Below are 24,835 nucleotides of genomic sequence, written 5' to 3'. Positions count from 1 at the left end.
TCACTTATCCACTGCCTCATCCGCCGCCTCATCCTCATCGACAAGCGTCTGATTCAATATCTGTAAAATCCGGCTCCGCTCCCGTGCGCCAAGGTAATCATATGCGCCACTGGTATCCTTGCCCTCGAGCACTTGATAGAGTCGACTCATCACCCGCGACTTAAGCTCCGCAGGCAAATCCCGGAAACCATCAGAATAAATCATGTAGGAGCAGCGGTACTTGAAAATACGCTTGTATAACCTCAGATCCCTGAGCGAAAAAGTCGGGCTTGCTACAGCCTCTTGATTGCCTGCTGGAAGCCGACCCTGACCTTGAAAAGCCCGCTGAAAGGAAGCCGAAGCCTGTACGCCGTCACCCGGCAACTCCGCCTCATTGGCAAAAAGCAAACAGCTCAGAATTTCCTCCGCCATCCTATCCGCCAAACGAGCCGAAGCACTGGTCTCTCCCCCGGGGGCACTTCCTCCCTGATGGGCCAGCGCCTTCTCCAGCCACAAGGCTCTCTGATAGTGCATTTTCGCCCTGACCAACAAACTATACATCCGGGCTTGGTGGTCCAGTAACATCAGAGCCAACACATCACTGCCGGCGTGAGGATAGCGACCAGCCGGCACTTGCCGATCAAGATCCAGCGCTTGTCCTCCAGCCCAATTCCCCAAGTGCTTCATTCCATCCAAGCGACCGGTCACATACCATCCCCCCCAACGTTTTTGGTAAGGAGTCCGGTGGTTCACAGCGTGATCCACCACCGCTCCCGGAGTTCCGGATCGAGCGGTCTTGGTCGACCTCAGGGTCAGCCCGAGGCTTCCTCCTTGGTGGATATGGCATGCCAGGCAACTCCCCGACCGCTGCAGGCTGATATGCCCATCCTCTGCGGAAGGCATCACCTCATAAAAGACGGGGCCTAAGACCGGATCATGCACAATCGCCTCAATACTTCCGCCGGGAACCCAGGCAAGGTAGGCATTATCGGAAAAATAAATCGCCCTCGGATTCCCCGGACTGATCAGTGAAACTTGTTTACTCGTTTTGGAAAAAACAAGCACCTGGGATTCCACCGGAATATCAAGCTCTCGCAACAAGGCTAACAATAGCGACTTGGTATCCTTGACTGGCAACGATTTTTTCCCAGCCTGCACATCGGCAACCAAGCGAGCAAGCGGGTCGTTCGGCTTTGTCTGGGAGTAGCGTAAAGGTGGCAGCTCCCATAACTCAGCAGCCTGGCCACAGGCGCTTACCCCGGCCAATATCAAGAAGCCCCGGATCAGGAACAGGCAGGGCCAAGCCCTCTGCCGCTTGCCACTGACCCAAAATGCTCTCATCTTCTATCGTTCAACCGGCACCAGTTTGGTGACCCGGCCGGTGGCATTCCAATCCTGCACGTAGAGACGACCTTCGGCGTCATAGGCCAAGCCATGAGGCGCGGTAAACACCCCCTCCTGCCAGTTCGCTACCGGGACTGGAAATTTTGCCCACTGCTTCCGGTTTGGGTTATCACCGAGAAAAGCCAAGGGAGCTCCCTGTTTCGAAAGAATGGTGACCCGCCCCTCCAGCTCTGCCACGGCACAATACTCACCGTGGAAATCGATGGCACAGGGACGGCGCAAATGGGAAGCATACACCCCCAGCCAATTGCCCTCGAGGTCCAGGTGAACCAAACGCCGGTTCTCCCGATCCGCCACTAACAAGCGAGGGGCTCCAAATCGCAAATCCACAGCCAGTCCGTGGCAGGTTTTAAACTTTCCTTCTCCACCTCCTTTGCCCCCGATGCTTTTGATCAGTTTTCCTTCTGGCGAAAACTTATGAATCAAATTCGACCCGTATCCGACGGCGACATAGATCGAATCGTCCGGAGCAACAGCAACGGCGGTCACGCCCTTGAAACCGCCTGGAACATCATCACTTCCCGGCGCTGGCAGACTCATGATGAGCTTCCCATCGAGATCCAGCTTCACCACCCTCTTGCCTTTCAGGTGCGCGCCATAGAGAAAATGTTTCCCTCCCTGTTCATGCATCACCAAGGAATGCAGGCCAACACAATCTGGCGCGATATTTTTCAAATGGGATCCGTCAGGGCGAAACACACAGAGGGCATGTTTCGCATCCGTGCTAACGTAGATGTTCCCTTGAGGTCCGACAGCCACGCCTCCGTGCGTCGGTCCAATGGAACGACCGTCCGGCATCTTTGCCCAACGGGGGGCGGTCATAAAGCGATGTTCACCGTTACCGGTCAACACCGGGGTGTCCAGAGCTGGCTTTGCCGGAGCGTCATGCTTGCCTTCATGGGCAATCAGGCTACTAGGTACAAATAGGAGAAAAGCTGCGAGGGGTTGTAGAGGTTTCATACTTGATCTGAATGTAAAAACTAAGGTTGGGGGCTTTGACTTCCGATGGAGATTTCGCAATCGGGAAGCTTCGCCTGCAAGGCCTGTATCCCATCATGGGTCACCTTGCTTTGCCAAAGATAAAGATGTTTCAGCTGTGTCATCGCAGCGAGCTGCATCACACCTTGGTCACTGACCTCCGTGCCATAAAGGCTCAAGGACTCCAACTGCTTCAAGCCGGTCAGCGCCGCTACCGTCTGGTCACTCACCTTGGTTTCCGACAGTCGCAAGGATGTCAGCGAAATCATCGATGCCAGGATAGGGGCTGAATCGTCACTGATCGAGGCCGCCGTCAAATCCACCCGGGACAGGAGCGGAGCAAGGTCTCGAAACAAGGCCAAATCCTCATCGTTGAAACGCTCGCGGACACTGGCAACGTTCAATGACAAGTGGGCATCCCCCCGGGATAGCCAGGTCAGGCTCCCAGGGAACTTCTGCTGAAGCTTGGCTACCGTCTCGGCGTACTTTTGTTTGATTTGTGCGGGGTCGGGAGCGTCGGCATCCGGCTTTGTTGCTGCTGGTTTGCCAGACGGCTTATCTGCCTTCGCTCCAAACAACTGCTGTAAAGCCGAGCGAACGGGGTCGGGCAATTCCAAGGATTCTAATTTCGTCTGCTGGGGAGCTCCCATTTCGACCCACCAGGTGATCACCTTGGTTTCGGCATCGGTCAATTGAGGTTTATCCTCGGGTGGCATGCGGAACTCATCATCTTCCGGAAGATGGATCAGCTCAATCATCAAGCTTTTCTTAGGATCGCCGGGCACCAGACACGGTCCCTCATCCCCTCCTTCAAGCATCGCTTCATAGCTGTCCATGCGTAGCCGCCCTTTGCTTTTTTTCGGCCCGTGGCAGTTGTAACATTTATTCTCCAGAATCGGGATGACGATATCTTCATACACCAACTGTTGGCCCAAACCTGCCCCCGCCTGCATCTGCACCCCTTGCCCCCGCTTTTGCTTGCGGTCGTTTTTCTGATTCCATGGGGCTGCATCCAGAGGATCGCCGTGGGTAATCACCCCGCCGTAATGCCCGGTCGCAAACATCAAAGCGGTACTGAGAAATAAAAGCACCCAGTATGTTCGCTGCCCCCTGCCGGTTTCATTGTAGCGCAACTTGAAAAACAAGGTCCAAATCAGGATCACCGTGAAAATCACCCCACTCCACAAGTGCGCATCGATGGAATCCTCCGGGTAGGTGTTGGAACGCATCAGGATGTAGCCAAACACCACAGCGATCACCGAGGTGAGCGCGGACATCGCCAGCGGCATCGTGGCATGGGACTTCCGACCGCGCATCCGGGCAATCACCTCCATCAACACCACAATCACCAACATCCCGATCGGCAAGTGCAAAAAAACCGGATGGAACATGCCGGCAAACACCAAGATCTGAGCGGGCTCCTGCCACGACTCCTTGAACACCAACATCAGTAAGAGCAGCACACTCAAAACCGTGCAGCTGACAATCCAATGCTTCATTTTTTTCCAGCCGAAAAACCGCCTTTTACTCTCTTCCAATTTCATCATGTTGCGTGCCGTGATACCTTCCCTGTATTACAGATGAGATCCCCCCCATCTTTCAAGTTAGAATGCCATCTTTCCCGACATGGCCAATCTCTCCGATTATCTCCTTGTCGGCAGCCCTCAGGATTGCCAATCATAGAGCATGACTCCGCAGCTCGAAGACCTTTTTGCCTTTCTCCGATTTCCCAGCATCTCGACCGACTCCCAACATCGTGGCGACGTCCGCGCCTGCGCCCATTGGTTGATCGAAAAACTCCGCAGCATGGGGCTGGATACCGAACTGCATGAAACGCCCGGGCACCCGATCGTCACCGCTCGCAACACCCACCAAGCGGATAAAAAAACACTGATGATCTACGGCCACTACGACGTCCAACCCGTGGACCCGGTCGAACTCTGGGACACCGATCCCTTTGAACCCGTCATCAAAGAGGGCCGGATCTGGGGCCGCGGCTCCACCGACAACAAAGGCCAAATGCTCGCGCACGTGCTCGGTGTTGAAGAAACCCTTCAGGATCATGGAGAACTCCCGGTCAACCTCATCCTGCTTTTCGAAGGAGAAGAAGAAATCGGCAGCCCGAACCTCGTCCCCTTCCTCGAAAAACATAAAGAAGCACTCGCCTGCGACGTCATCGCGGTATCAGATACCGGCATGGTCGCCAAGGGCGTGCCCACCATGGGGTATGGCCTGAGGGGTATCACCTGCTGCGAAGTCACCGTCCATGGCCCCAGCGGAGACTTGCACTCCGGTGTCTATGGCGGCGCCGTTGCCAACCCCGCAACCGCAGTCGCCCGATTGGTCGCCTCACTACACGATGCCGATGGCCGGATTGCCATCGACGGTTTTTACGATGACGTCCGCCCACTCGAGCAATGGGAGCGGGACATGTGGGCAAAAGTCCCGGGAGTCAGTGATGAGGACACCCTGGCCATCACGGGTTCGCCGGAAACCTTTGGAGAACCCGGGTATAGCTCGTCGGAACGACTCTGGGCCCGCCCGACAGCTGAAGTCAACGGCATCGGCGGCGGCTACCAAGGCGAAGGATCGAAAACCGTGATCCCTGCCAAAGCCATGGCCAAGTTCTCCTTCCGTCTGGTGCCCGACCAGGAACCGGCGGACATCATGCGCAAGGTCAAAGCGCACCTGCTCAAGCACTGTCCGAAGGGGGTCACCGTCGATGTGGAAATCGGTCACGATGGCAAACCCTTTTTCGCCGACCCGCATTCAGAGAATGGCAAAGCCGGCCAGGCCGCGCTTAAGGAGGCCTTTGGTGTTGACCCCGTGCTCATCCGCGAGGGTGGGTCCATACCGATCATTCAGGACATGAAAGAGATTCTCGGCGTGGAGTCCCTGATGCTGGGCTTGGCATTACCCGACTGCCAGATCCACGCCCCCAACGAAAACTACTGGATCGAGAACTTTGAAGCCGGGATCCGCCTGAACAAAGCCCTGATGCGGGAGCTGGCATCCTCATAGGCCGCCGGCAAGGAGCCCCATCATCATCACCAGATAAATCACAACCCCCAACACGCCAACACCAAAGGCAATGGCACACCATTTGCCTGCGGTTTCGGAGGCGTGGCGGGCGCCCATCATATCCCCCGCGTACTTCAGGCTGTCCACCTTGGAAGCATAAACAATGGCGACAATTCCCAGAGGAAGGCAGCACATCAAGGTCACGACGATCGACTGCCATAGGTAAGTGGGAATATCTGAATCCACATGGCTTTTGGGCATCAGCCCGTCGCTCTCTGGTCTTCGGGGACGTTGATAAGGTTCCAGTGCCACGGGTTCGGGAGGCGCCAAGGGTGTGCCGGAAAGGGACGGCATTGCAGGGGCTGGAGAAACGCTCAACTCATCGACCTGATCGAGTGGAAGCCAGTTATCCATCCCCACCTTCCAGACCTGATCACTGCCAGCCAAGCGACCGGACTTATACATGGCTTTGATTTCCGCTGCCGCGATCGGCCCTGCCTTTTTACCTCCCTTTATGTAATACCACTGCATCCTTTGACCGCTCCGGTGAAGCGCCGTGATTTAAGGCTTCGAGGCGAAATAATAAAAGGCAAAAAAGGCTCCGCGATGAAACGCCAGTCTCGCCACCTATCAGAGGTATCCCGAGTTACGCTTCGCCCCGGGTGAAGACAAACGAGGACGCATCACTCAGGGAAGCATCGTAGGCATAGCCCCCTCCGGTAAAGGCCTTCAACTCGTCAGGAGTTGTCAGCTTCTTGCAAATCGCCCAGGCTGCCATCTGACCTCGTGCCTTTTTGGCATAAAAAGAAATCACCTTCAGCTTGCCGTTTTTCCAATCCTTGAACACCGGAGTCAGCACCGGAGCCTTTAAGTCCTTCGGCTGCAGAGCAGAAAAATACTCGTTGGATGCCAGATTTACAATCGCATCGTCAGGCCCTTTGAGCTCCTTGTTCAAACTCTGGGTCAACAAATCGCCCCAAAATCGATACAGGTTCGCCCCCCTCTCGGTCGCCACCTTTTTTCCCATTTCCAAACGATATGGCAACATCAAATCCAGAGGTCGAAGCACTCCGTATAATCCTGATAAAATCCGTAACGACTTCTGGGCTTCGGCAAAGTCTTCCTTTGCCCACGCTTCCACAGCAAGCCCCTGATAGACGCCCCCTTTAAAAGCCAAAATAGCCTGTCTGGATTCGGCCTTTGAGTAATCCGGCTTCCACGAGGCAAAGCGCTCCACATTCACCTCGGCCAGCTTGGGCGAGATCCCCATTAAGGACTGCAAATCCTCCGCTGACATCGTGCGCATCACCTCGACCAATTGCTCGGAATGGTCAAGAAATCGGGGCATCGTTCCACGCAGCGAGGGAACATCGGAATCGTAATCCAGTGTCTTGGCCGGAGAAAGCAGGTAAATCATGGTTGTTGGGTGTTACTTGAGTGTCGCTCGGGGGCGATTGAGGGTCGCTTGAGTCCTCGTTTCAAGGACATGCCATTCTCCCACCAATCTCCTATTTTTCAACCGAAGAAAAACAAAAGGGGCGTGACATGCCGCCCGGCATCCACACCCCTTGAAATAAATTCATATCGCAATTCCTTAGGACAGAGCCGTATTCCAATCGGAAACGCGGCCGGACTGCGCAGCAAACAAGGCGTCGGTGCTGTCGTGAATCTCGATCGATTCGATGGTATCGCCCTGAGCAATCGCATCCACCACATCCTGACCTTCGGTCACTTCGCCAAACACGGTGTGTTTACCATCCAGGTGAGGCGTCGCTCCATGGGTGATGAAAAACTGCGAACCGTTCGTGTTGGGGCCGGCATTGGCCATGGAAAGAATCCCGGCTTTGTCGTGCTTCAGGTGAGGTTTGCACTCACACTCGAACTTGTAACCCGGGCCGCCCATACCAGAACCCGTCGGGTCTCCCCCCTGAATCATAAAGTTGGGGATCACACGGTGGAAAACGATCCCGTCGTAAAAGCCTTTGCTGGCCAAATTCAGGAAGCTGGCGCAGGTCACTTGAGTGTCACCGGCAAACATACGCACCTTGATGGCGCCCTTGCTGGTGTTCATGGTAATGTTAATGTCTTGAATATCGCTCATGGCTAAGAATAGTTTAGTTTTCGTGATGCAGATTAATGAATACAAATACACATCATGGCCTCAGCAGAATACACACATGCGCCTGCAACCAAAGCGATTTCTTACTTTCGCTACTAGACTTCAAAGAGCATGCAAAAGGCAGGTCGTAAAAACGACAGGAAGAATGAGCCGAAAACTATTGCAAGGCCAATGACCTCAAGCTGATGGACACATACATGGACCTTGGCATATCAGCAAAAATATGGCAACGGGTGGAAGAGCTTTTGAACAAACTAACCTATTTGGTCGTCTAGCTCTTTATAAATTCGACTAATCTTGATTTATGAGTAACGTCCTAAAAAAGGATCGATTATAGTAGCTATAGCAATACACGGACTACCGAGCACAACTTTTCTTGCACGGATACGGAACAGATAAACATAGGAAAATCAAACAAGGACGCCACATTGGGAGTATCCCAGTGATTGCCACAAGTATTATTACGATATGTCTATTTATTTTGCGACTAATGCGATCACCTCGTGATACTAGATCAGATATCCCCCCATAATAAAACGCTCTTAGCCCGCTCAGTATAAACAACCACTCCATCTCCGAATCTACTGAACATGACCAATAAAGATGCTCACTCTATTCAATCGGCAAATCTCAATTGGTATGCTGATTCAGTCTCAGGAACAAAAAGTCCTATAAATGACGATTCCTGGTTGGTTTTTAGTGCTGATATTAACGGTGCCACATTTCTTAAAAATCAAGGTAGTGAATCAATACACTCCCAGGATTTAATCTTTGTAGTGTCAGATGGTATGGGGGGGGGAAATGCGGGTAATGTCGCGTCCGATCTCCTAACCCGAATTCTCAGTGCTCTACTCCCAGAAGCATGTGAAATTGCAGCTAGTGGGAAGACTCCAGACTATATTGGACTATTAGAAAGCACGGTACAAGACGTACACCACGCCATCAATATGACTGCGGACAAGGATAAAGCTCGGCAAGGAATGGCAGCAACGCTCACTTTGGCGTGGTTTACCTCCCAAAAATTATATTTTATAAATGTTGGAGACTCTCGACTGTATCTATACCGAAAAGGAATTGATCAAGATGACAGCCAAAACGACTTACAGCAACTTTCACAAGACCATACCTTTGCTTGGCGAAAACTAAACCGAGGTGAACTTACCGAGCGAGAGTTTCGTAATCACCCACACCGCTCAGCTCTGTATCAGGTTATGGGTGGAGGAAATGCTACTGTCAAAGCATACTCCTCAACCATCAACTACGCAATTGGTGATCAATTTTTATTATGCAGCGACGGATTAATTGATGGGGTTTGGCAAAAACATATTCACTCAGCGTTTTCTAAAAATCTGGGGTGTATGAGCACACTCGCTGATCATCTCATGTCTCGATCAATCAACAATGATGACACAGATGATACGACTTTAATTACTGTGGCCATCACTAATTAACACATTTCAAAATATGAGCTGACAGCACAAAATTACCTTGTCAAATCAGACTCTGTTCTATTCGATGACTTTATGAGTAGAAGCGTACGCGACAATCGCGAAAAGCGGGCTAGTGAGTTTCAATTATCAGCATTATTAATTCTACTCCTCATGCTGGTAGGAACGGGTTCCTATACTACCCAACTCTATGTCGCCAATAACGATACAGCAGGAGCAGCGAAGATTAAGCGACTGGAATCGTTGCAGTTGGTTGATCACCTACGTCAAACATCCGATGATTTGACACGCATGGCTCGGACTTATGCCGCTACTGGCGACTCTCGATACGAGGAATACTTTAACAGAATATTGGCGATTCGTAGAGGCGAAGCCCCCCGCCCTATCAATTATAGTTCTATTTACTGGGACTATGTAGTTGCCACTGGGGACAAACCGAGGTCAGACGAAAAGGCTATTGCTCTTAGGGTTCTGATGGAGGATGCAGGCTTTTCGGAGGATGAATTCCAGCTACTAAGGAAAGCTCAAGAGACATCGAACAAATTATCGATGTTCGAGCAAGAAGCTATGTATGCAGTGAAAGGTATTTTCTTGGATAACACCGGCAAATACACGCAACGGGGAAACCCAGATTTAAAGCTGGCGCATAGCCTTCTATATGGAAATGACTACCATAAAACCAAGGCCTCCATCATGGCTTTAATTGATGAGGTGAATGCGTCCGTTGATAGTCGCACACAATTAGAACTCGATCAGTTAACACTTGAAGGTGAAGGCCTATTGCTGATCGTCATGTGCATCGGCATCTGTTCTATTATCGTTATTTTATTTTTGATCGTTTCAGCCTTCAAACACTTTAAAAACAACAAGGACAACAATCAACAAAAAGTAAAACCGTCAAGCATCACAGATAAGAAAAGCAGCCTCATCATTGCTGGTGTTGTTCAAAGTTGGCCTCTTCTTGCAGCTTCATTAGTAGCCATCGGGCTAATTGCCGGGATCTCATGGAGAAACATGACTCACCTTGTTGATAGTGAAAAAAGAGATCTACGCAACACATTAGACACAGTTCTCGGGACTACTTCCAAAGCTGCCAAACATTGGTGTGTAGAAAGAGAACAAGAAGTTCGATCATGGGCCGGTTTACCAGAGGTTTCACAACTCTATAGCAGCCTTTCTGAGAATGATACTGACCTTGTTAATGCTGCAGAACAAATGCGCCTAAGGATCATTCTAGAGCCGTTGATGACAGAGAAGAGGTATGAGGGGTTTTTGTTAATCACCCCTAATGGAAGAGTGGTCGGAAGTGATAAGAACATAATGCTTAGTCATCAAACCAAGAGGTCAGAAGATATAAGCTTTGTTAGCGACGTGCTACGCGGGCCACGCTACAGCTCCTTCGGACTCCCAGCTCAATGGTTTCCAAATGGACTAATGCTAAAGCCGCGTGCGACCATGCTCGCTGGAGCTAAGGTAAAAGGTCAGGGAGGAAAAGATGGAGTGCTGATTTTTCTCATCAATCCGGAAGAAGAGTTCACTGGTATCCTCCAACGCGGACGAGTCGGTGACTCTGGTGAAAGTTACGCCTTCAACCGTAGAGGTCAGCTAATTAGTGAAAGCCGCTTCGACCAAGACCTGAGGCAGATCGAACTCATTAAACCCGGCGAACGAGGAATCCTTAATATTGAAATTCGTGACCCAGGAGGTAATATGGTAGAGGGGTTCCGTCCATCTGATGGTCATCAGGATTTTCCGTTGACCCACATGGCTGAGAACGCAACCGCAGGTAAGGTTGGGCGTAATTTGGATGCATATAATGATTATCGTGGAGTCCCAGTTATTGGAACTTGGACTTGGGATGAAGAGCTTGGATTTGGGGTTTGTTCAGAGATCGATTATTCTGAGGCCTACGAATCAATCAAAAACATTAGAAGGCAGGCATTCTGGACAATGGCTTTTTCATGTGTCTTGTTATCAATTTTAACAGGTATATTTGCTTGGAGCCGCGTCCGCATGGCCATTGCAAATAAGCACCTGCAGTACTCAGAAGGCAAAATGCGTAACAGCGAGAAACGCGTTAGTGCAATTATTCAATCTAGTGCTGATGGCATTGTCACCATTGACACTCAGGGCCGCATGCAGATATTCAACAAAGCTGCAGAGGAAATATTTGGCTATAAGGCGGAAGAAGCGGTTGGCAAGAATGTAAAAATACTTATGCCAAAAGCAATTGCAGCCAACCATGATGATCACTTAAATAATTACCGTCCTGCACAGCCTTCAACCATTGTAGGCAATACCCGAGAAGTAGAGGGAGTGCGCCATGATGGCACGACATTTCCTCTCGAGCTTAAGGTTTCAGAGCTTACCCTTGATAACGAAAAAATATTTATTGGTTTATTGCGTGACCTAACGGAGCGCAAAGAGATGGAAGAGAGAGAGCACAAAGTCGCGCTAGAAGCAAAGCTCCTAGATCGAGGGCCAAGCCTAGCAGCGGAAGCATCTAATTTCGAAGAAGCCCTAGATAAAGTCTCAGGGATGATCTGTAGTTATATGAACTGGGAACTCGGTCATGCTTACCTGTGGAATGAGAAGCATTCCGAGTTACGTTCCACTGATATCTGGCATGTAAAGGACGAGGACTATTTTGCGAAATTCATTCAGAATGCTTATGATGCCACGTTAATCAGAGGAAAAGGCATAGCTGGCCATGTGCTAAAATCAGGCAAACCTGAGTGGATAGAGAATCTTCATCTCGATGAAAACTCCTCAGAAAAAATCGATCTTGATGGAAGCGGAATAGGCTTCCCTGTTCTCGCTAACGGCAAAGTCATTGCTGTTCTAGAATTCATTAAACGCAATTCCAGTGCATCAGAACCTAGCATCCTTCAGGTGATGGGCAACTTGGGAGATCAACTTGGTAGAGTTTATGAGCGGTTTAAATCAGCTCAAGAATTAAAGAAAGCTCAGGAAGCTTCTGATGCAGCAAACAAGGCAAAAAGCGATTTCCTTGCTAATATGAGTCATGAGATCCGAACTCCCATGAATGCGATCATTGGCTTGAGTGATTTATGTTTACGGACCGAGATGGACGATAAACAACGTGACTATATCTCTAAGGTGCACCAGTCCTCAAAATCGCTTCTAGGAATCATTAATGACATTCTTGATTTTTCTAAAATCGAAGCTGGCAAGCTCGATATGGAGGAAGTGCCATTTATGGTTGATGATGTACTGGATCAAGTTGCGACTGTTGTGTCCGTGAAAACACAAGAAAAAGGATTAGAGCTTCTATTCGATCGTGGGGACTCCGTTCCATCCTCCCTGCTTGGCGACCCCCTCAGACTAGGACAAATTCTTATCAATTTAGCTAATAACTCGGTCAAATTTACTGATCGAGGTGAGGTGGTATTGCGTATTACCAAAGAGTCGGAATCCCATGCCGGCGTAAAATTAAAATTCTCGGTAAGCGACACCGGAATAGGCATGACCGATGAGCAAATGAGCAAATTGTTCCAGTCTTTCTCCCAAGCTGACTCCTCGACTACTCGTAAATACGGAGGAACTGGTTTAGGCTTAGCAATTTGTAAGCAGCTCGTTGAAATGATGGGTGGAAAAATCTGGGTCGAAAGCATACCTGATCACGGTAGCACGTTCAGCTTTACAGCGGTTCTAAAACGGGGCAAATCGACTGATTCTCGCGGAGACTTTTCTCCCTCCCCCGATCTGAGAGGACTAAATGCCCTAGTAGTAGACGACAACTTAACTTCTAGAGAGATTCTAACCCACTACTTTACGTCATTTAGTTTCAACGTTATAACTGCTGACAATGCAGAACAGGCCTTTGCTGTAATCAAAGAGCACGACATTGACCTTATAGCAATGGATTGGTTAATGCCAGGGATGAACGGAATAGATGCCACCATTAAAATCAAATCTGAAATGAACCTGACAAAGATCCCTAAGGTGATTTTGATTTCAGCCTTTGCTCAAAATGAACTCTCTAAGAAAAAGGGTTCTGAATATGCCGATGGTATATTAACTAAACCGATTAGCCCATCCCATCTGTTTGACGCTTCTATGGAAGCGTTTGGTAACAATCTCTCGCACAGATCCTCGACACGAAGATGTGAGGACAAGAGCAACATGACGGTCGATTTAGCACCCATTGCGGGTGCTCGTGTTCTGCTGGTTGAAGATAACCAGATTAACCAGCAGGTGGCTAGCGAACTACTATTACAAGGTGGCCTTGATATTGAGATTGCCAATCATGGTCAAGAAGCTCTGGATTTGCTCGAGAAAAATACATACGAGGCCATACTGATGGATATCCAAATGCCTGTAATGGATGGATATACGGCAACTAAGAAAATCAGGTCGAATACTAAATACAACGACCTCCCGATAATTGCCATGACGGCCAACGCCACAACCGAAGACCGACAAGCTGCATTTGATCATGGAATGAATGAGCACATTGCCAAACCTATCGACCCTAACTTTCTGTTCACCACTCTGCTGAAATGGATTCCAGCGAAACATCAACCAGCAAATGATTCTCATAAAAAGCCGATACCAATGGTTGGACGATATGACCTTCCTAATCAGATCCCAGGAATCGACTTCGAAAAAGGATTGAAAAATGTAGGAGGAAATCACAAATTATACAGTAAACTATTAAAGGATTTTTATGACGATCACAGACATGATTCAGCATTGATAGCGTCCTGTATGAGCAGTAAGGACCAAGCTGCTGCTGTTCGTACAGCTCATACCATCAAGGGTATCGCTGGAACAATTGGAGCCCAAGAACTTCAAAAAGTGTCCAAATCACTGGAGTCAGCCCTTAAGAGTTCCGATGAAGACGCGAAACAGTCAGCATATGAGCAGTTTGAGAGTGTCATGAACCCGCTAATGGACGCTTTGCCTGCTACTTGGGCGATTGAACGAGATACTACAGATAAACATTCTGAAAAAGCCCCCCTAGACATTAAAAATGTCAAAATCATCATTTCTACACTAAATGATTTGCTGGCAGAAATGGATCCTGATGCTGAGGATACTGTAGCCGAACTTTCTGAACTCATTTCAGAACATATTACTACAAGACTCTTATCAAAGCTCACCACTCAGGTGAGGTCATTTGCATTTGAAGACGCTCAACAGACTCTACTAGATTTACAAAAGGATATCCTGCCCAATCCCTAATCCTGTATCCCCCCCCACTATCAGCTTTATAGCGTAGACTAATTCACTTGCAATACTTGCTCACTTATCTCACATTAACTGCACGAACAAGCATCATTACTCAAAATCATTATTATGAAAATCAATGTTAGCCAGCAAGAAGATATCACTATTGTAAGCCCTGTTGCCCGCTGGGACTCAGCTAATGCCGATCAAGCTGAAGAACTATTACAAAAAACTCTCGATAGCGGAGCGAATAAAGTAATCATTGATTTCACTGATACAACTTTTGTTTGCAGCTCTGGGCTTCGTACTTTGCTTATCACCCAGCAATCATTACAAAAATCAAAGGGGAAATTTGCTCTTTGCGTAGCAAACGAAGTGATAATAAACATTCTGAGCAACAGCGGATTCCTTCCAACGATGGCACATTTTGATACGCTTGAGGAAGCCTGCAACTATATTAAATCATCCTAATTTAGCTCTATGCTACCTCACTGTGAGTAGTATTACACCACTTGCAGCGAACCAACAATTTCGACGGCAACTCCTTCGAAATCATAAGATTACAGCAAATAGTTGTTTCCTTCTATTTGTCAAAATTCGTAAACGTCCCCATCACAGTTTATGGAACATCTTATACCGATCCTAATAGCCACCTTGGCAGTTGCGACATTACTAAACGTAATCTTACGTAAGTTCAACATCCCTACTGTTATTGGCTATATTATTGCCGGTGCAATAATCGGCGCGGTGATGGGCATTGAACATCACGGTAATAAAGAACTCGAGCACATAGCAGAGTTTGGAATCGTGTTCCTAATGTTTACTATCGGACTCGAATTCTCCGCTAATCATCTATTAAGTATGAAGCGCGAGGTTTTTTTGTTCGGGCTACTGCAGGTCGTCGTTACCGGTGCAGCATTTGCTATAATTTCAACCACTCTATTTGATCTTTCCGCCAAGTCCTCGATCATAGCAGGCTTAGGCTTAGCCTTGTCTTCAACAGCCATCGTACTCAAGATCCTTAACGAATCAGGGCAAATTAAAGCTGAGTTTGGACGCAACTCATTGGGCATCCTTATATTTCAAGACATAGCGGTTATCCCTATTCTATTGATGGTGACTCTGTTCACAAATGATGACAAATCCATTGGAGTTCTACTCGGCGAAACTGCCATTAATGCCCTCATCGTTCTTGCCATTCTAATTATTATTGGCCGGTTCTTTCTGGCCAGAATTTTTAAGGTAGTGGCTACCACCAATTCGAAAGAAATTTCGATGGGCACTATTCTACTGGTAGTCATCGGAGCCTCGTATCTGGCGCATCACTTTGGTTTTTCCTTCTCTCTTGGTGCCTTTATCGGTGGAATGATGCTAGCTGACACCATCTATAAGTATGAGGTTGAAGCCGACCTAATCCCCTTCCGCAATCTTCTGCTCGGCGTTTTTTTTGTATCCGTGGGTCTGCAGATCGATCTAAATTTAGTAGGAGAGAAAATTCTTACCATAATTATGCTCCTTGCTGGCATTATGCTTGTTAAGGCTCTGGTTATTTATCTGTTGCTGGCAATCTGGCAGGGAAAGAAAAGCGCTCTTAAAACAGCCATCACACTCTCTCAGATTGGCGAGTTTTCTCTAGTCGTTTTTTCGTTACTGATGTCAACCCAGATGCTCGATCCGACTATCTGCCAAACAGTAATGATCACCGTAGTGTGTTCGATGATTTGCACCCCTTTCCTCATTAGTAATGCTGATCGGATAGCACTCATATTCACTTCCGAAAGTCTCGATGATGATCAAATTTCAGAAGATGATGTTCTTGGAGAACATGTAATTCTGTGCGGCTACGATAGTTTCGGCAGAGCCGTCTCAGACAACCTCGACAATGCAAAGATCAAACATGTCGTGGTTACTGACAATACTGACGATTACATCAAAGCACGCAAAGAAAATAAGATGGTTGTGTTTGGTGACGCTTCTGATCGAGTCATTCTAGAAAGGCTCAACATTGGCAAAGCCATGAGTACCGTCGTGACGGCTGATGAAATCGATCGTATCAAAGAGATCACAGCTTCGATCTCTATCATCGACCCTAAACTTAAAGTTATCGCTAAAGTTCTTAACGATGAGGAGAAAGAAGAACTTGATGAGTTTAATCATGAATTCATCCTTGATGGAAATAGTCATGCTGCCTCTCTAATGGTTGACCGCATCAATAAGTCGCGCCTCCTCGCTAATGAAACCGCACGTTTACAATTCTTGGATAAATTCTCTCTCGATGATCCTGGCCTCTCGCTTGATTTACTCGCTTCAGAGCAAGCTCGCCTCCTGGATATCATGTCGCATTCCTTCAACGCATTAAGAGAGCACCGGGATATAATGTCCATCAAGGCATTCCACGAGTCATTCAAAGTTCTCTATGAGATTATTGAGAAAATGCTGCAAAAATTGTCTGTATCAGGAACACTTGCTACCAAGGAATTTGAACGACTAAATGTGATTTCTGATAATCAGCGAATCATGGAATCTATGAATCACACTCTTGAAGCAATGGGTAAAGAGCTAAGAGGTTTAGAAGAAGTTGACGCTACTCGCAATCTTGCCGGTGTTGCTATTGAAGGCCTAGATGCCATTCTAATGACACTAAAAGACGTTGCGGTTTCCCCGTCTGAAGAGGATCTTCAGATTCTCGAAAACCTGACTGCAGGTGAAGGTTCGAGCATGAGCGGGATTCGTGAACGCTATCTCAACGGCGAACACACTCTTCCACCTTCGGTGAGGGGGCTTTTAGTGTCAACAACTGGACACATGGACCAATTAAAAGATCAATTCGGCGCACTCGGCAGCAACTACAAGCGGCTAGTTAAACTCTCCTGATCCTTCCTCCCTAAGCGCATGCCCTCTATGCGCTCATTTCTAAGTCATAACTTCGCTATACCTAATTAGGAAATAGCGCCGATGCTACTGTCGAGATTATCGTAACAGTCTAGAATATTCATAAAACCACTGACTTCCATAACCTCCTTAATCTGCTCATTGAGCCCACACAAAGCCAGCCGACCACCACCTACTTTAATCTGCTTCGCAGTCTTCAACAAAACCCTGAGGCCAGCACTCGACACATAGTCCACCTGTGCAAAATCAAGGACCAGTCTAGCTTCACCACCTCCGATGTTTTCCTGAATCACCTTCTCAACCTCAGGCGAGTTATTTGTGTCTACTCGGTGCCTAGGGGCTAGGATGGTTACTTCTCCGCGTTTTTCAACAAGCATAGCTTTGGTTCTTCTTTGTGTTATTAATAATAGTTCCTTAGACAGGATAACCTTTGAAGGAAATCTAAATGAACATTGTATTTCCTAGTGGTCAAAGTCAAGTCTAAGAGTTGAATGCTTACCATCTGCTTTTGACTCTACTTTGTCAGCAAGCTGACCAATGAGAATACCAGAAGCGTTGGAAACTAGAGCATCCAAAGCTTCGTCATCATCATCATCCATCAAGTCTTCCAGAGAAACCTTAGTTTTTGGCGTCATGTTAATAGGGTGCCCCTCGTATTTCAGTTCCACCGTTACTTTGTATTCATCAAATGATGCCTTCAAATCAACAGGCCAAGTACAAACAGCGGTTCCATTCAACTTCTCGATAGCTTCACCAACAGCCATGCCAGCCCGCATCATTACTTGATGCCGAGCACCCCAGTCTTCTCCTTTTTCCTCTAAGAATTCAGTTAACTGTGTAAGCGACTCAACCCCAGTAAGCTGCATTGTACCGGTCTGTGAGATGCCAATCCGAAAAATCAGGTTGAGTATAATGGCCGTCACCGTTCCCATCGTCAGCGCAGAGCCAACAATTGGCTTAAGCCCCTCTGGAGCACCGGCAGTAAGCGCAGGCATGAGTAGTACGGCCGCTCCGACAGCTATGCCAAGTCCAATCATGAAAGTTCGCCGGCTATTAATCATACGGGATAAAACTAATTCCATACCAGCTACCAACATATAACCAGCTGTATATAATACGATAGCCCCTACTACAGGCTGTGGGATCTGTGTGAGAAAGGTCGACACCTGAGGCAAGAAGGCCACAACTACTAAAATAGCCCCTGTAACCAGACCTACTTTCCTAGCTGCAACACCCGATGCGTGGGCAAGCCCAAGGTTAGCCGATGATGTTCCAATCGACATGGTCCCCATTAAACCAGCAAAAAACACACCAATACCATGACAAGTAACAGTCCTTCCAATCATAGGCATATCAGCACGATGCCACTTAGCATTATTGATCTTATCAATAGCAACCCCAGTTCCAATACTATCTATAGCCGAGATCACCTCGATTAAAAGAATCGGAATAATTGCACCTAGGATAAATTTAGGCATTGGAATCTCAAATCCTCCACCAAACGGAAAAGAAACGAGTGGCTGCTGAGAGACTACCGCCATTTGTTCGTGCCCAAACTCGCCCATCAGTGCGGCTGTTATCAATCCTGCGATAGCACCAATAACAATAGCGAACAACTTTAAGCGTCCACCAGCCCAAATCGAAAGACCAATAATGGAAACGAGTGTAACAGATGCAATAATTGTAGACGCACTATTTATGCTACCCCCATTCAGTCCAGTATAACGACTGACCCCCCCTTCAACCAAACTCAGCCCAAGTAGGACAAGAAGCACTCCAGCAACTTCCGCAGGGAAGATTGAACGAAGGCTCGGGAGAACCCGCGCAAGTGCTATCACCACAATCCCAGAAACAATGAGGGCTCCAGTTGCTGCTCCAATCCCATAGGTCGAGCTTACAGCTATGAAGCCAGCCATGCCAATAGGGCTTGGATTGTGAACTATTAAGTGGCCCGAACCAAATCTAGTTTTAGTTGACTGCAAGAAAGTCGCTATACCAGCAGCAACAATTACCACCGAGACAAAGCCACGAAGCTGCCCCTCTGTAAACTCTAATTCTTGACCTGCGATCACTGCATAAATCGCCAACATAAGCAAAACCACTGCATGCTGGGCCCCGACTGCAAACGCAGTCCCCATTGTGGGATTTTCGTGCGCTACATAGAGCATGTTTTTAGGTTTAACCCGCTCAGTCTCCCGAAAAGGAGGAAATATAGCATCTAACCACTTCACCAAGTTTCTAAGTGTATCCTTATCCATAAATAGCCTCGATTAAATCTAAATTCGTTTAGTGAGCGTTAAAACGTTTTGGTTTACTTTCCTCTCGTATCCCACTTCATCCATCAACTTCTTCACGAGATGAATACCCAAACCTCCAATTTCACGTTCATCTAGGGAAGATGTGGTATCTGGATCCTCACGAGTGAAAGGATTAAAAGGCGCTGCATCATCACACAATACTACGGTGACATGATCCGCATGAATATCTACGGTGATGTCTATCTCACGTTGTTCCCCATCTTCATATCCATAGGAAATGGTATTAGTCAGCAACTCATCGAAGGCTACCCCCAAATTACAAGCAACTGCCATGGATAACTGTTTTTCGTCAGCAAATAGCTCAAATGCATCAAGAAAACCTGGCAACTCTGAAAGGTCATTCTTGATAGTCATCGAAAAACTTCCATCCGTCGAAGTCGGTGTGTAGCCCCTGTAAAGCAAACTAAGCAATGTAATATCATCAGCTTGCCCTGCACCTTGTTCAAATTTTTTCACATCATCGAAGACAGCGGCGTTGATAGTCACACTATCAACGAGTTGCTCGGACGCAAGAAGACCTTCGAGGCGCCTCTCTGAATAAAGGTTTCCTTCGGGGTCCATAGCCTCCGTCACCCCGTCAGTGAAAGTAACAAGGATATCGCCGCTCTCAAGGGTAACACTACTTTCACCGTATACCATCCCTTCCATGGCGCCTGACACCATTCCGTGGCGTTCAGGCAACAGAATGACATCACCATTCGCTTTTTTAATATTAGGTGGGTTGTGCCCAGCATTTGAATAGACCAACTCACCCGTTTTTATATTCAAAACAGCAAAGAACAGAGTAACAAACATACAAGCCTCATTACCTTCGCATAGAGAATCGTTAACAAAGGTCATTACACTTGCTGGTGAGCCATCGCTTAATGCCCGGGACTTTATCAGAGTTTTAGAAACAGCCATAAAGAGTGCCGCAGGCACCCCTTTTCCTGAAACGTCACCAATACAAAGACAAAGTCGATCAGGATCGATAAAGAAAAAATCATATAAATCTCCACCTACTTCACGTGCTGGGACAATCGTTGCTGCTAATGAAAACTCCTTACGGTCTGGGTAGAATGGAGAGTCTTGGCGAAGCATGCTCATTTGAATCTTGTGCCCAACATCCAGCTCACCTTGCATTCGTGTCTTTTGAGATTCGATGAGCTTATACGCATCTTCCAGCTCAAGCATATTTCTCCTAAGTGCTACGTGGGATCTAACTCGAGCTTCAACAACGGCAGGAACAACCGGCTTCGTGATATAGTCTACAGCACCAAGAGCTAGACCTTTAGTCTCGTCCTCCTCTTCCCCCATTGCTGTCACGAACATTATAGGAATATCTTTCGTTAAAGTATCTGCTTTCAACTGTCGGCATACTTCATAGCCATCCATTTCAGGCATCATGATATCGAGTAATACTAGATCTGGAGGATTTTCACCCCGAGCAGCCTTGAGAGCCTGTTTACCATTGATAGCAGCCATTATCTTATAGTTGGACTTCAACAGATCCGATAAAACCTTAATGTTAAGGCGTTCGTCATCAACTATAAGAATTCTCGGCTTTGTGTTCATAACGTTGGCAATGTATGTAATACTGTGTGTGTACATGTAAAATGCAAAGCCTGTATTCAAAATACAAAACTGCATTGGGCTAAATTCAACTGCATCAGTAATAATCACATTAAGGAGCATATTCCATGACCAAATACCAAAATGTGTTACTCATCCATACCCATACCGCCGTCCTCTGACCAGAGGGGGCTGGGACGTTGCACTTCAACAGCTTCCTCGAAATAACGACAGCAGTGTGCGCAACTCAAGTCCCTCCCTGAGCTCCTACTATCATGCATCACAACTCTTTTTGTATTTATTGCTTAGAGGCTGTCTTAAAAATACCTAGGAAGCAATTCTAGCGAGCATTCGTTTGCTCATGGATATGTGGACCATGGCTTCTAAGTGATCGATTCTGGTTTCGTAGCCACGAACAAGTCGCCTTGATTGGATCAACCAACCAAAGGTTCGTTCGACGACCCATCTCCTCGGCAGTAATTTGAAACCTTTGATGTCATCACTCCGTTTGACAATTTCAAGCTTCACCTTGCGAAGGCGCTGTATCTTTGCAACTTCATCAATGAGCTTGCCTGTATATCCACCATCGGCCCAAATCAGCTTGAGCCAACCGAGTTCGCTGCTGAAGCTGGTGATTGCTTCTGGTGTTACACCAGAAGCCTCTGCCAGAATGTCCTTGGGGATGAACGGGGGACAATGATGCCAAACCTAAACAAATGCTGTCAATCTGGTTGGCCGTAGTTTTAGGATACTGATCCTTAAGATGGGCTAGGGCAGAATCAAGTTGAGATTCGATCTGATCTTCAACACTCATTCCGGATGGACCAAAATTGCAGAGGATTTTTTCTAGGCTCTGCCCAGATGAATTGAGCGCCATCGCCTGCACACGGGGATTCTCACTGTAAGCGGTGTCGTGTCGGTAGACAGAACACGCCTGCGTTTCGACGAAGGTCGCTGCTGGCCGAAATCCGAAAGAATCAACCCTGAAGCTAGAACCATCCTCAAGCGCATGGTAAAAGTCGATGGCTCCTTTGATACATTACTGTCGCATACAGGACCATTAACCGACGTCCCGATAACAAACCCATTTACAGAGTCTTTTGCATCAACAGACACAGATTTGTTGGCAGACCATCAAAAGAAGCGAGAAACCATCACTCTAATCTAGGTAATCTCAGGTGTCAAAGACACACTATTTTGGACATTTCCACCAAACTTGGGAAAGCCACGAGTATGGCATGTCCATGCGCTGCCTTGATATTTGCGAGTTTGTAGAACTGTAAATCCCCTTACCCTGTATAGGTTTCCCCTTCATTTCCCATATTTCACGTGTTCATGAAAACTAGAACTTTCATGGCATAGGCAAAAAACCATGGATTAGACGATTCTGCACGGATAATTTTATCTTCCGATTGAATATCCCGAGCTACGGCACGTCGAAGCCTCTATGACACGATCATCCATCCACCGCCTGCGCTTTCTCATCCCCCTCGTTTTTTACCTCTCCGCTATGGCTGGCGCAGCCACAGCAGCCCCATCCGAGCTCAGTAAAGAACAAGCGATCGAAATCATTGCCACCCTCGAGGAACTCCACCCCCGGCACTATCAAATCATCCACCTGATGGACGGATCCTTGGAAAGAAAAGATGGATTTCGACACCAATCCGCAAAACGCGTCCAGTTTTTTGGCCCGAAAGACCATCGTGACACCCGCCGGGTCCTCAGATCCTGCACCCTGTTACACAGTGCCGAATACGGCTGGTTCCTCCAACGATCAGCCGAAGATGCCCGGGGACACTATCTTGAAATCAGTTCCCAAACCAAAGGGCGAATCTTCATTCGCTAAAAGACATGCGTTTAGCAACCGCAGCCACTGCCACAGGTATGCCCGCCTTTTTTCGTCGGAGCCTTATCTCCTTGAGCCCCCTTCTTATAGGAATCACTCCGGTAATCCGTCTGATAAAAACCAGACCCCTTGAAAATCAATCCAGCCCCAGAGCCAAGCAAACGCTTCACCTTACCGTCACAGCTCTTCTGAGGACAGTCCTCAAGCTTCGGGTCACTCATCTTTTGAAACACCTCAAAAACATGGTCACAGGTTTCGCAGCGGTAATCGTAATTCGGCATAATCGTTTGTCGTTGTGGGGTTGACGCAGGCTCGATAACGTCGATCCTCCGCTAAGGCAAGCCTGAAAACCACGGCATCAGCCCAAGGCAAATACACCAGGGGCTAATAGCCTGCGGCGCTGACAGGATTCACATCGTTGAAGAGGATTTACAGGATTTTTCTAGAAGGCAGCGATAGGTTTTGGCCAATCCTTGATCTTTGAAAATGAAAAATCCTGTAAAAACTTGAAAAAATCCTGACAATCCTGTCAGCACCGCAGGCATCACCGAGATAATCTCCCTAATCGAGGAGTCCTGGGCATCCGCCAGATGCTTGGCATATAAGCAGCAAGCACTTACTGCCACACTTCTCAGTAGAAGCCCCCTTGACCCTGAGCGAAAAATAGGAGAATGTGTCTTGTCATCCCCATCAAGTCTCTTATATCACTTTGCTTGTCGAAATACCTGTTATGCTAAAAAAACTACACATATTGATTGGGAGTGCCGTGATGACGGCCTTACTCAGCCAATGCAGCCCCTATGCCCCGTACTCTGGAAACCCGGCATCGATGTATGGAGGAGGAACCCAGTATCTTTCGGGATACGGCCCTCCGGGACAAGCCGTAACCACAGCTGGAGGTGCTACAAGCGGGGGCAATGCGCGACCTTCTCAACCCCAAGGCTACTGGGATGGCGACGGTGTCGGCGGAGCTTCCAAGATCAGAATCGTCCGCAACGAACAAAAAGCCTATTTCTATAAAGGTGGCACCTTGGTTGGAGTCACCCCGATTTCATCCGGCACCGACGGGCACCGGACACCGGCAGGAAGTTTCAGAGTGAGCCAAAAAAACATCGATCACCAATCGTCCTGCTACGGAGTGATCAAAAACAAGGCCACAGGGGAAATTGTCAACAACGATGCGGACAACCGCAAGGACAGGGTTGGCCCAGGAGAAGTCTTTGTCAACGCACCGATGCCCTACTTCATGCGCTTTAATCACGGGATCGGCATGCACACCGGTTACCTTCCGGGTTATGCCGCCTCTCACGGCTGCGTAAGACTCCCCGACTACATGGCCCGCAAATTTTTCGAGCATTCGAAAATAGGCACCCCGGTCATCGTCGAATAATGGTACTGACCTGATACGTATCCCATGCTAGGTTAGAGCCATGCCGGCACTTCCCCGTTTGTTTTGATTAAAGCTAGGGACAAGGGCCTCAGCAGAACCACATTCCATTTATACCTATTCCATTTACGCTTAGCCAACCATCACCATGTCTATCTCCCTCGTTCTCACTATTTCCGCCCATGACCGGCCAGGTATCATGAGCCGCCTCTCCACCACCATCGCAGATCAGAACGGAAACTGGCAGGAGAGCCGTATGGCACGACTCGCAGGCCAGTTTGTCGGTATCATTTGCATCCAGAGCCCAGCGGAGAAGGAAGCCTCGCTCCGCACATCCCTCGAACAACTCCACGACGAAGGAATCCACGTTCACGTGCTCGGCCAGGGAGAACTCACCGACTACCCGTTCACCAAACACCTGCGTATCGACATCTTCGGAAATGATCGACCCGGCATTGTCAGTCAACTCACCCGAACCATTTCAGATGCCGGAGCCAACATCGAGGAACTCAACACCTCAATCGAAAGCGCCGCCATGTCGGGCCAACCGGTTTTCCATGCATGCGGAACCGTCTGTCTGCCTGAGAGCAGTGAAGACGACGTCATCATCTCCGCCATTGAAGCCCTCAGTGACGACCTCACCATTGAGATAGACGCTCTCTAATTCCATCATTCTGGAATGGGCTCAATGCATGCCCC

The 24,835-nt window shown here is 48.2% G+C and carries 19 protein-coding genes; 8 read left to right on the top strand and 11 right to left on the bottom strand.

Annotated elements, in window-relative coordinates:
• From HW115_RS14320 to HW115_RS14310, 3 genes are read right to left on the bottom strand one after another with little or no spacing between them, the layout of a single operon-like run.
• Complete coding sequence (locus HW115_RS14320; protein ID WP_178933593.1) at positions 1-1,320, bottom strand: hypothetical protein; 1,320 nt, start codon at positions 1,318-1,320, stop codon at positions 1-3.
• Positions 1,321-1,323: 3 nt separating this feature from the next.
• Positions 1,324-2,343, bottom strand: coding sequence for an NHL repeat-containing protein (locus HW115_RS14315; protein ID WP_178933592.1), 1,020 nt, complete (start codon positions 2,341-2,343; stop codon positions 1,324-1,326).
• 20 nt (positions 2,344-2,363) lie between these two features.
• Positions 2,364-3,908, bottom strand: coding sequence for a c-type cytochrome domain-containing protein (locus HW115_RS14310; RefSeq protein WP_178933591.1), 1,545 nt, complete (start codon positions 3,906-3,908; stop codon positions 2,364-2,366).
• Between the two features lie 139 nt (positions 3,909-4,047).
• Between HW115_RS14310 and HW115_RS14305 the strand changes: the two genes are divergently transcribed.
• Positions 4,048-5,382 (top strand): dipeptidase, encoded by a 1,335-nt coding sequence (locus HW115_RS14305; RefSeq protein ID WP_178933590.1) that lies wholly within the window; start codon positions 4,048-4,050, stop codon positions 5,380-5,382.
• On the opposite strand, the gene HW115_RS14300 is transcribed toward HW115_RS14305, so the two are convergent.
• The 3 genes from HW115_RS14300 to HW115_RS14290 all read right to left on the bottom strand — a co-directional run bounded on the left by HW115_RS14300 (position 5,377) and on the right by HW115_RS14290 (position 7,483).
• Positions 5,377-5,913, bottom strand: coding sequence for a CD225/dispanin family protein (locus tag HW115_RS14300; RefSeq protein WP_227021542.1), 537 nt, complete (start codon positions 5,911-5,913; stop codon positions 5,377-5,379). The genes HW115_RS14305 and HW115_RS14300 overlap by 6 nt on opposite strands.
• Before the next feature lie 115 nt (positions 5,914-6,028).
• Positions 6,029-6,799, bottom strand: a complete 771-nt coding sequence (yaaA, locus tag HW115_RS14295; RefSeq protein ID WP_178933589.1) for a peroxide stress protein YaaA — start codon at positions 6,797-6,799, stop codon at positions 6,029-6,031.
• 177 nt (positions 6,800-6,976) lie between these two features.
• Positions 6,977-7,483, bottom strand: coding sequence for a peptidylprolyl isomerase (locus tag HW115_RS14290; protein WP_178933588.1), 507 nt, complete (start codon positions 7,481-7,483; stop codon positions 6,977-6,979).
• A gap of 608 nt (positions 7,484-8,091) precedes the next feature.
• Between HW115_RS14290 and HW115_RS14285 the strand changes: the two genes are divergently transcribed.
• The 4 genes from HW115_RS14285 (at position 8,092) to HW115_RS14270 (ending at position 17,016) form a co-directional block, all read left to right on the top strand.
• A complete protein-coding gene (locus HW115_RS14285) occupies positions 8,092-8,952 on the top strand; it encodes a PP2C family protein-serine/threonine phosphatase (RefSeq protein ID WP_178933587.1) in 861 nt (286 codons plus the stop codon).
• A gap of 72 nt (positions 8,953-9,024) precedes the next feature.
• A complete protein-coding gene (locus tag HW115_RS14280; protein WP_178933586.1) occupies positions 9,025-14,157 on the top strand; it encodes a response regulator in 5,133 nt (1,710 codons plus the stop codon).
• Between the two features lie 114 nt (positions 14,158-14,271).
• Positions 14,272-14,613: an STAS domain-containing protein gene (locus HW115_RS14275; protein WP_178933585.1), complete on the top strand. Its 342-nt coding sequence runs from the start codon at positions 14,272-14,274 to the stop codon at positions 14,611-14,613.
• A 150-nt stretch (positions 14,614-14,763) separates the two neighbouring features.
• On the top strand, positions 14,764-17,016 hold the full coding sequence (locus HW115_RS14270) for a cation:proton antiporter domain-containing protein (RefSeq protein WP_178933584.1): 2,253 nt from the start codon (positions 14,764-14,766) through the stop codon (positions 17,014-17,016).
• 65 nt (positions 17,017-17,081) lie between these two features.
• Here HW115_RS14270 and HW115_RS14265 read toward each other — a convergent pair whose 3' ends face one another.
• The 4 genes from HW115_RS14265 to HW115_RS20195 all read right to left on the bottom strand — a co-directional run bounded on the left by HW115_RS14265 (position 17,082) and on the right by HW115_RS20195 (position 21,500).
• On the bottom strand, positions 17,082-17,411 hold the full coding sequence (locus tag HW115_RS14265) for an STAS domain-containing protein (protein WP_178933583.1): 330 nt from the start codon (positions 17,409-17,411) through the stop codon (positions 17,082-17,084).
• Positions 17,412-17,495: 84 nt separating this feature from the next.
• On the bottom strand, positions 17,496-19,292 hold the full coding sequence (locus tag HW115_RS14260; RefSeq protein WP_178933582.1) for a uracil-xanthine permease family protein: 1,797 nt from the start codon (positions 19,290-19,292) through the stop codon (positions 17,496-17,498).
• Between the two features lie 18 nt (positions 19,293-19,310).
• A complete protein-coding gene (locus HW115_RS14255) occupies positions 19,311-21,026 on the bottom strand; it encodes an ATP-binding SpoIIE family protein phosphatase (protein ID WP_178933581.1) in 1,716 nt (571 codons plus the stop codon).
• A 204-nt stretch (positions 21,027-21,230) separates the two neighbouring features.
• Positions 21,231-21,500, bottom strand: coding sequence for a transposase (locus tag HW115_RS20195; RefSeq protein WP_343219707.1), 270 nt, complete (start codon positions 21,498-21,500; stop codon positions 21,231-21,233).
• 850 nt (positions 21,501-22,350) lie between these two features.
• Here HW115_RS20195 and HW115_RS14245 point away from each other — a divergent pair.
• Complete coding sequence (locus tag HW115_RS14245) at positions 22,351-22,749, top strand: hypothetical protein (protein ID WP_178933580.1); 399 nt, start codon at positions 22,351-22,353, stop codon at positions 22,747-22,749.
• Positions 22,750-22,760: 11 nt separating this feature from the next.
• Here the strand turns inward: HW115_RS14245 and HW115_RS14240 are convergent, their stop codons facing one another.
• Entirely contained in the window at positions 22,761-23,030 is a 270-nt protein-coding gene (locus tag HW115_RS14240) for an FmdB family zinc ribbon protein (RefSeq protein ID WP_178933579.1), read from the bottom strand.
• Positions 23,031-23,479: 449 nt separating this feature from the next.
• On the opposite strand from HW115_RS14240, the gene HW115_RS14235 reads away from it, so the two are divergent.
• Both HW115_RS14235 and HW115_RS14230 read left to right on the top strand, forming a co-directional pair.
• Positions 23,480-24,139 carry a L,D-transpeptidase family protein gene (locus HW115_RS14235; RefSeq protein WP_178933578.1) on the top strand — a complete coding sequence of 220 codons (660 nt, stop codon included), beginning with the start codon at positions 23,480-23,482 and terminating at the stop codon, positions 24,137-24,139.
• A gap of 145 nt (positions 24,140-24,284) precedes the next feature.
• Positions 24,285-24,800, top strand: coding sequence for a glycine cleavage system transcriptional repressor (locus tag HW115_RS14230; protein WP_178933577.1), 516 nt, complete (start codon positions 24,285-24,287; stop codon positions 24,798-24,800).
• Positions 24,801-24,835: the final 35 nt, after the last annotated feature.

Source organism: Oceaniferula marina, from assembly GCF_013391475.1.
In the GTDB taxonomy this organism is placed as follows: Bacteria; Verrucomicrobiota; Verrucomicrobiia; order Verrucomicrobiales; family Akkermansiaceae; genus Oceaniferula; species Oceaniferula marina.
This window is presented reverse-complemented; position numbering and strand designations above follow the sequence as displayed.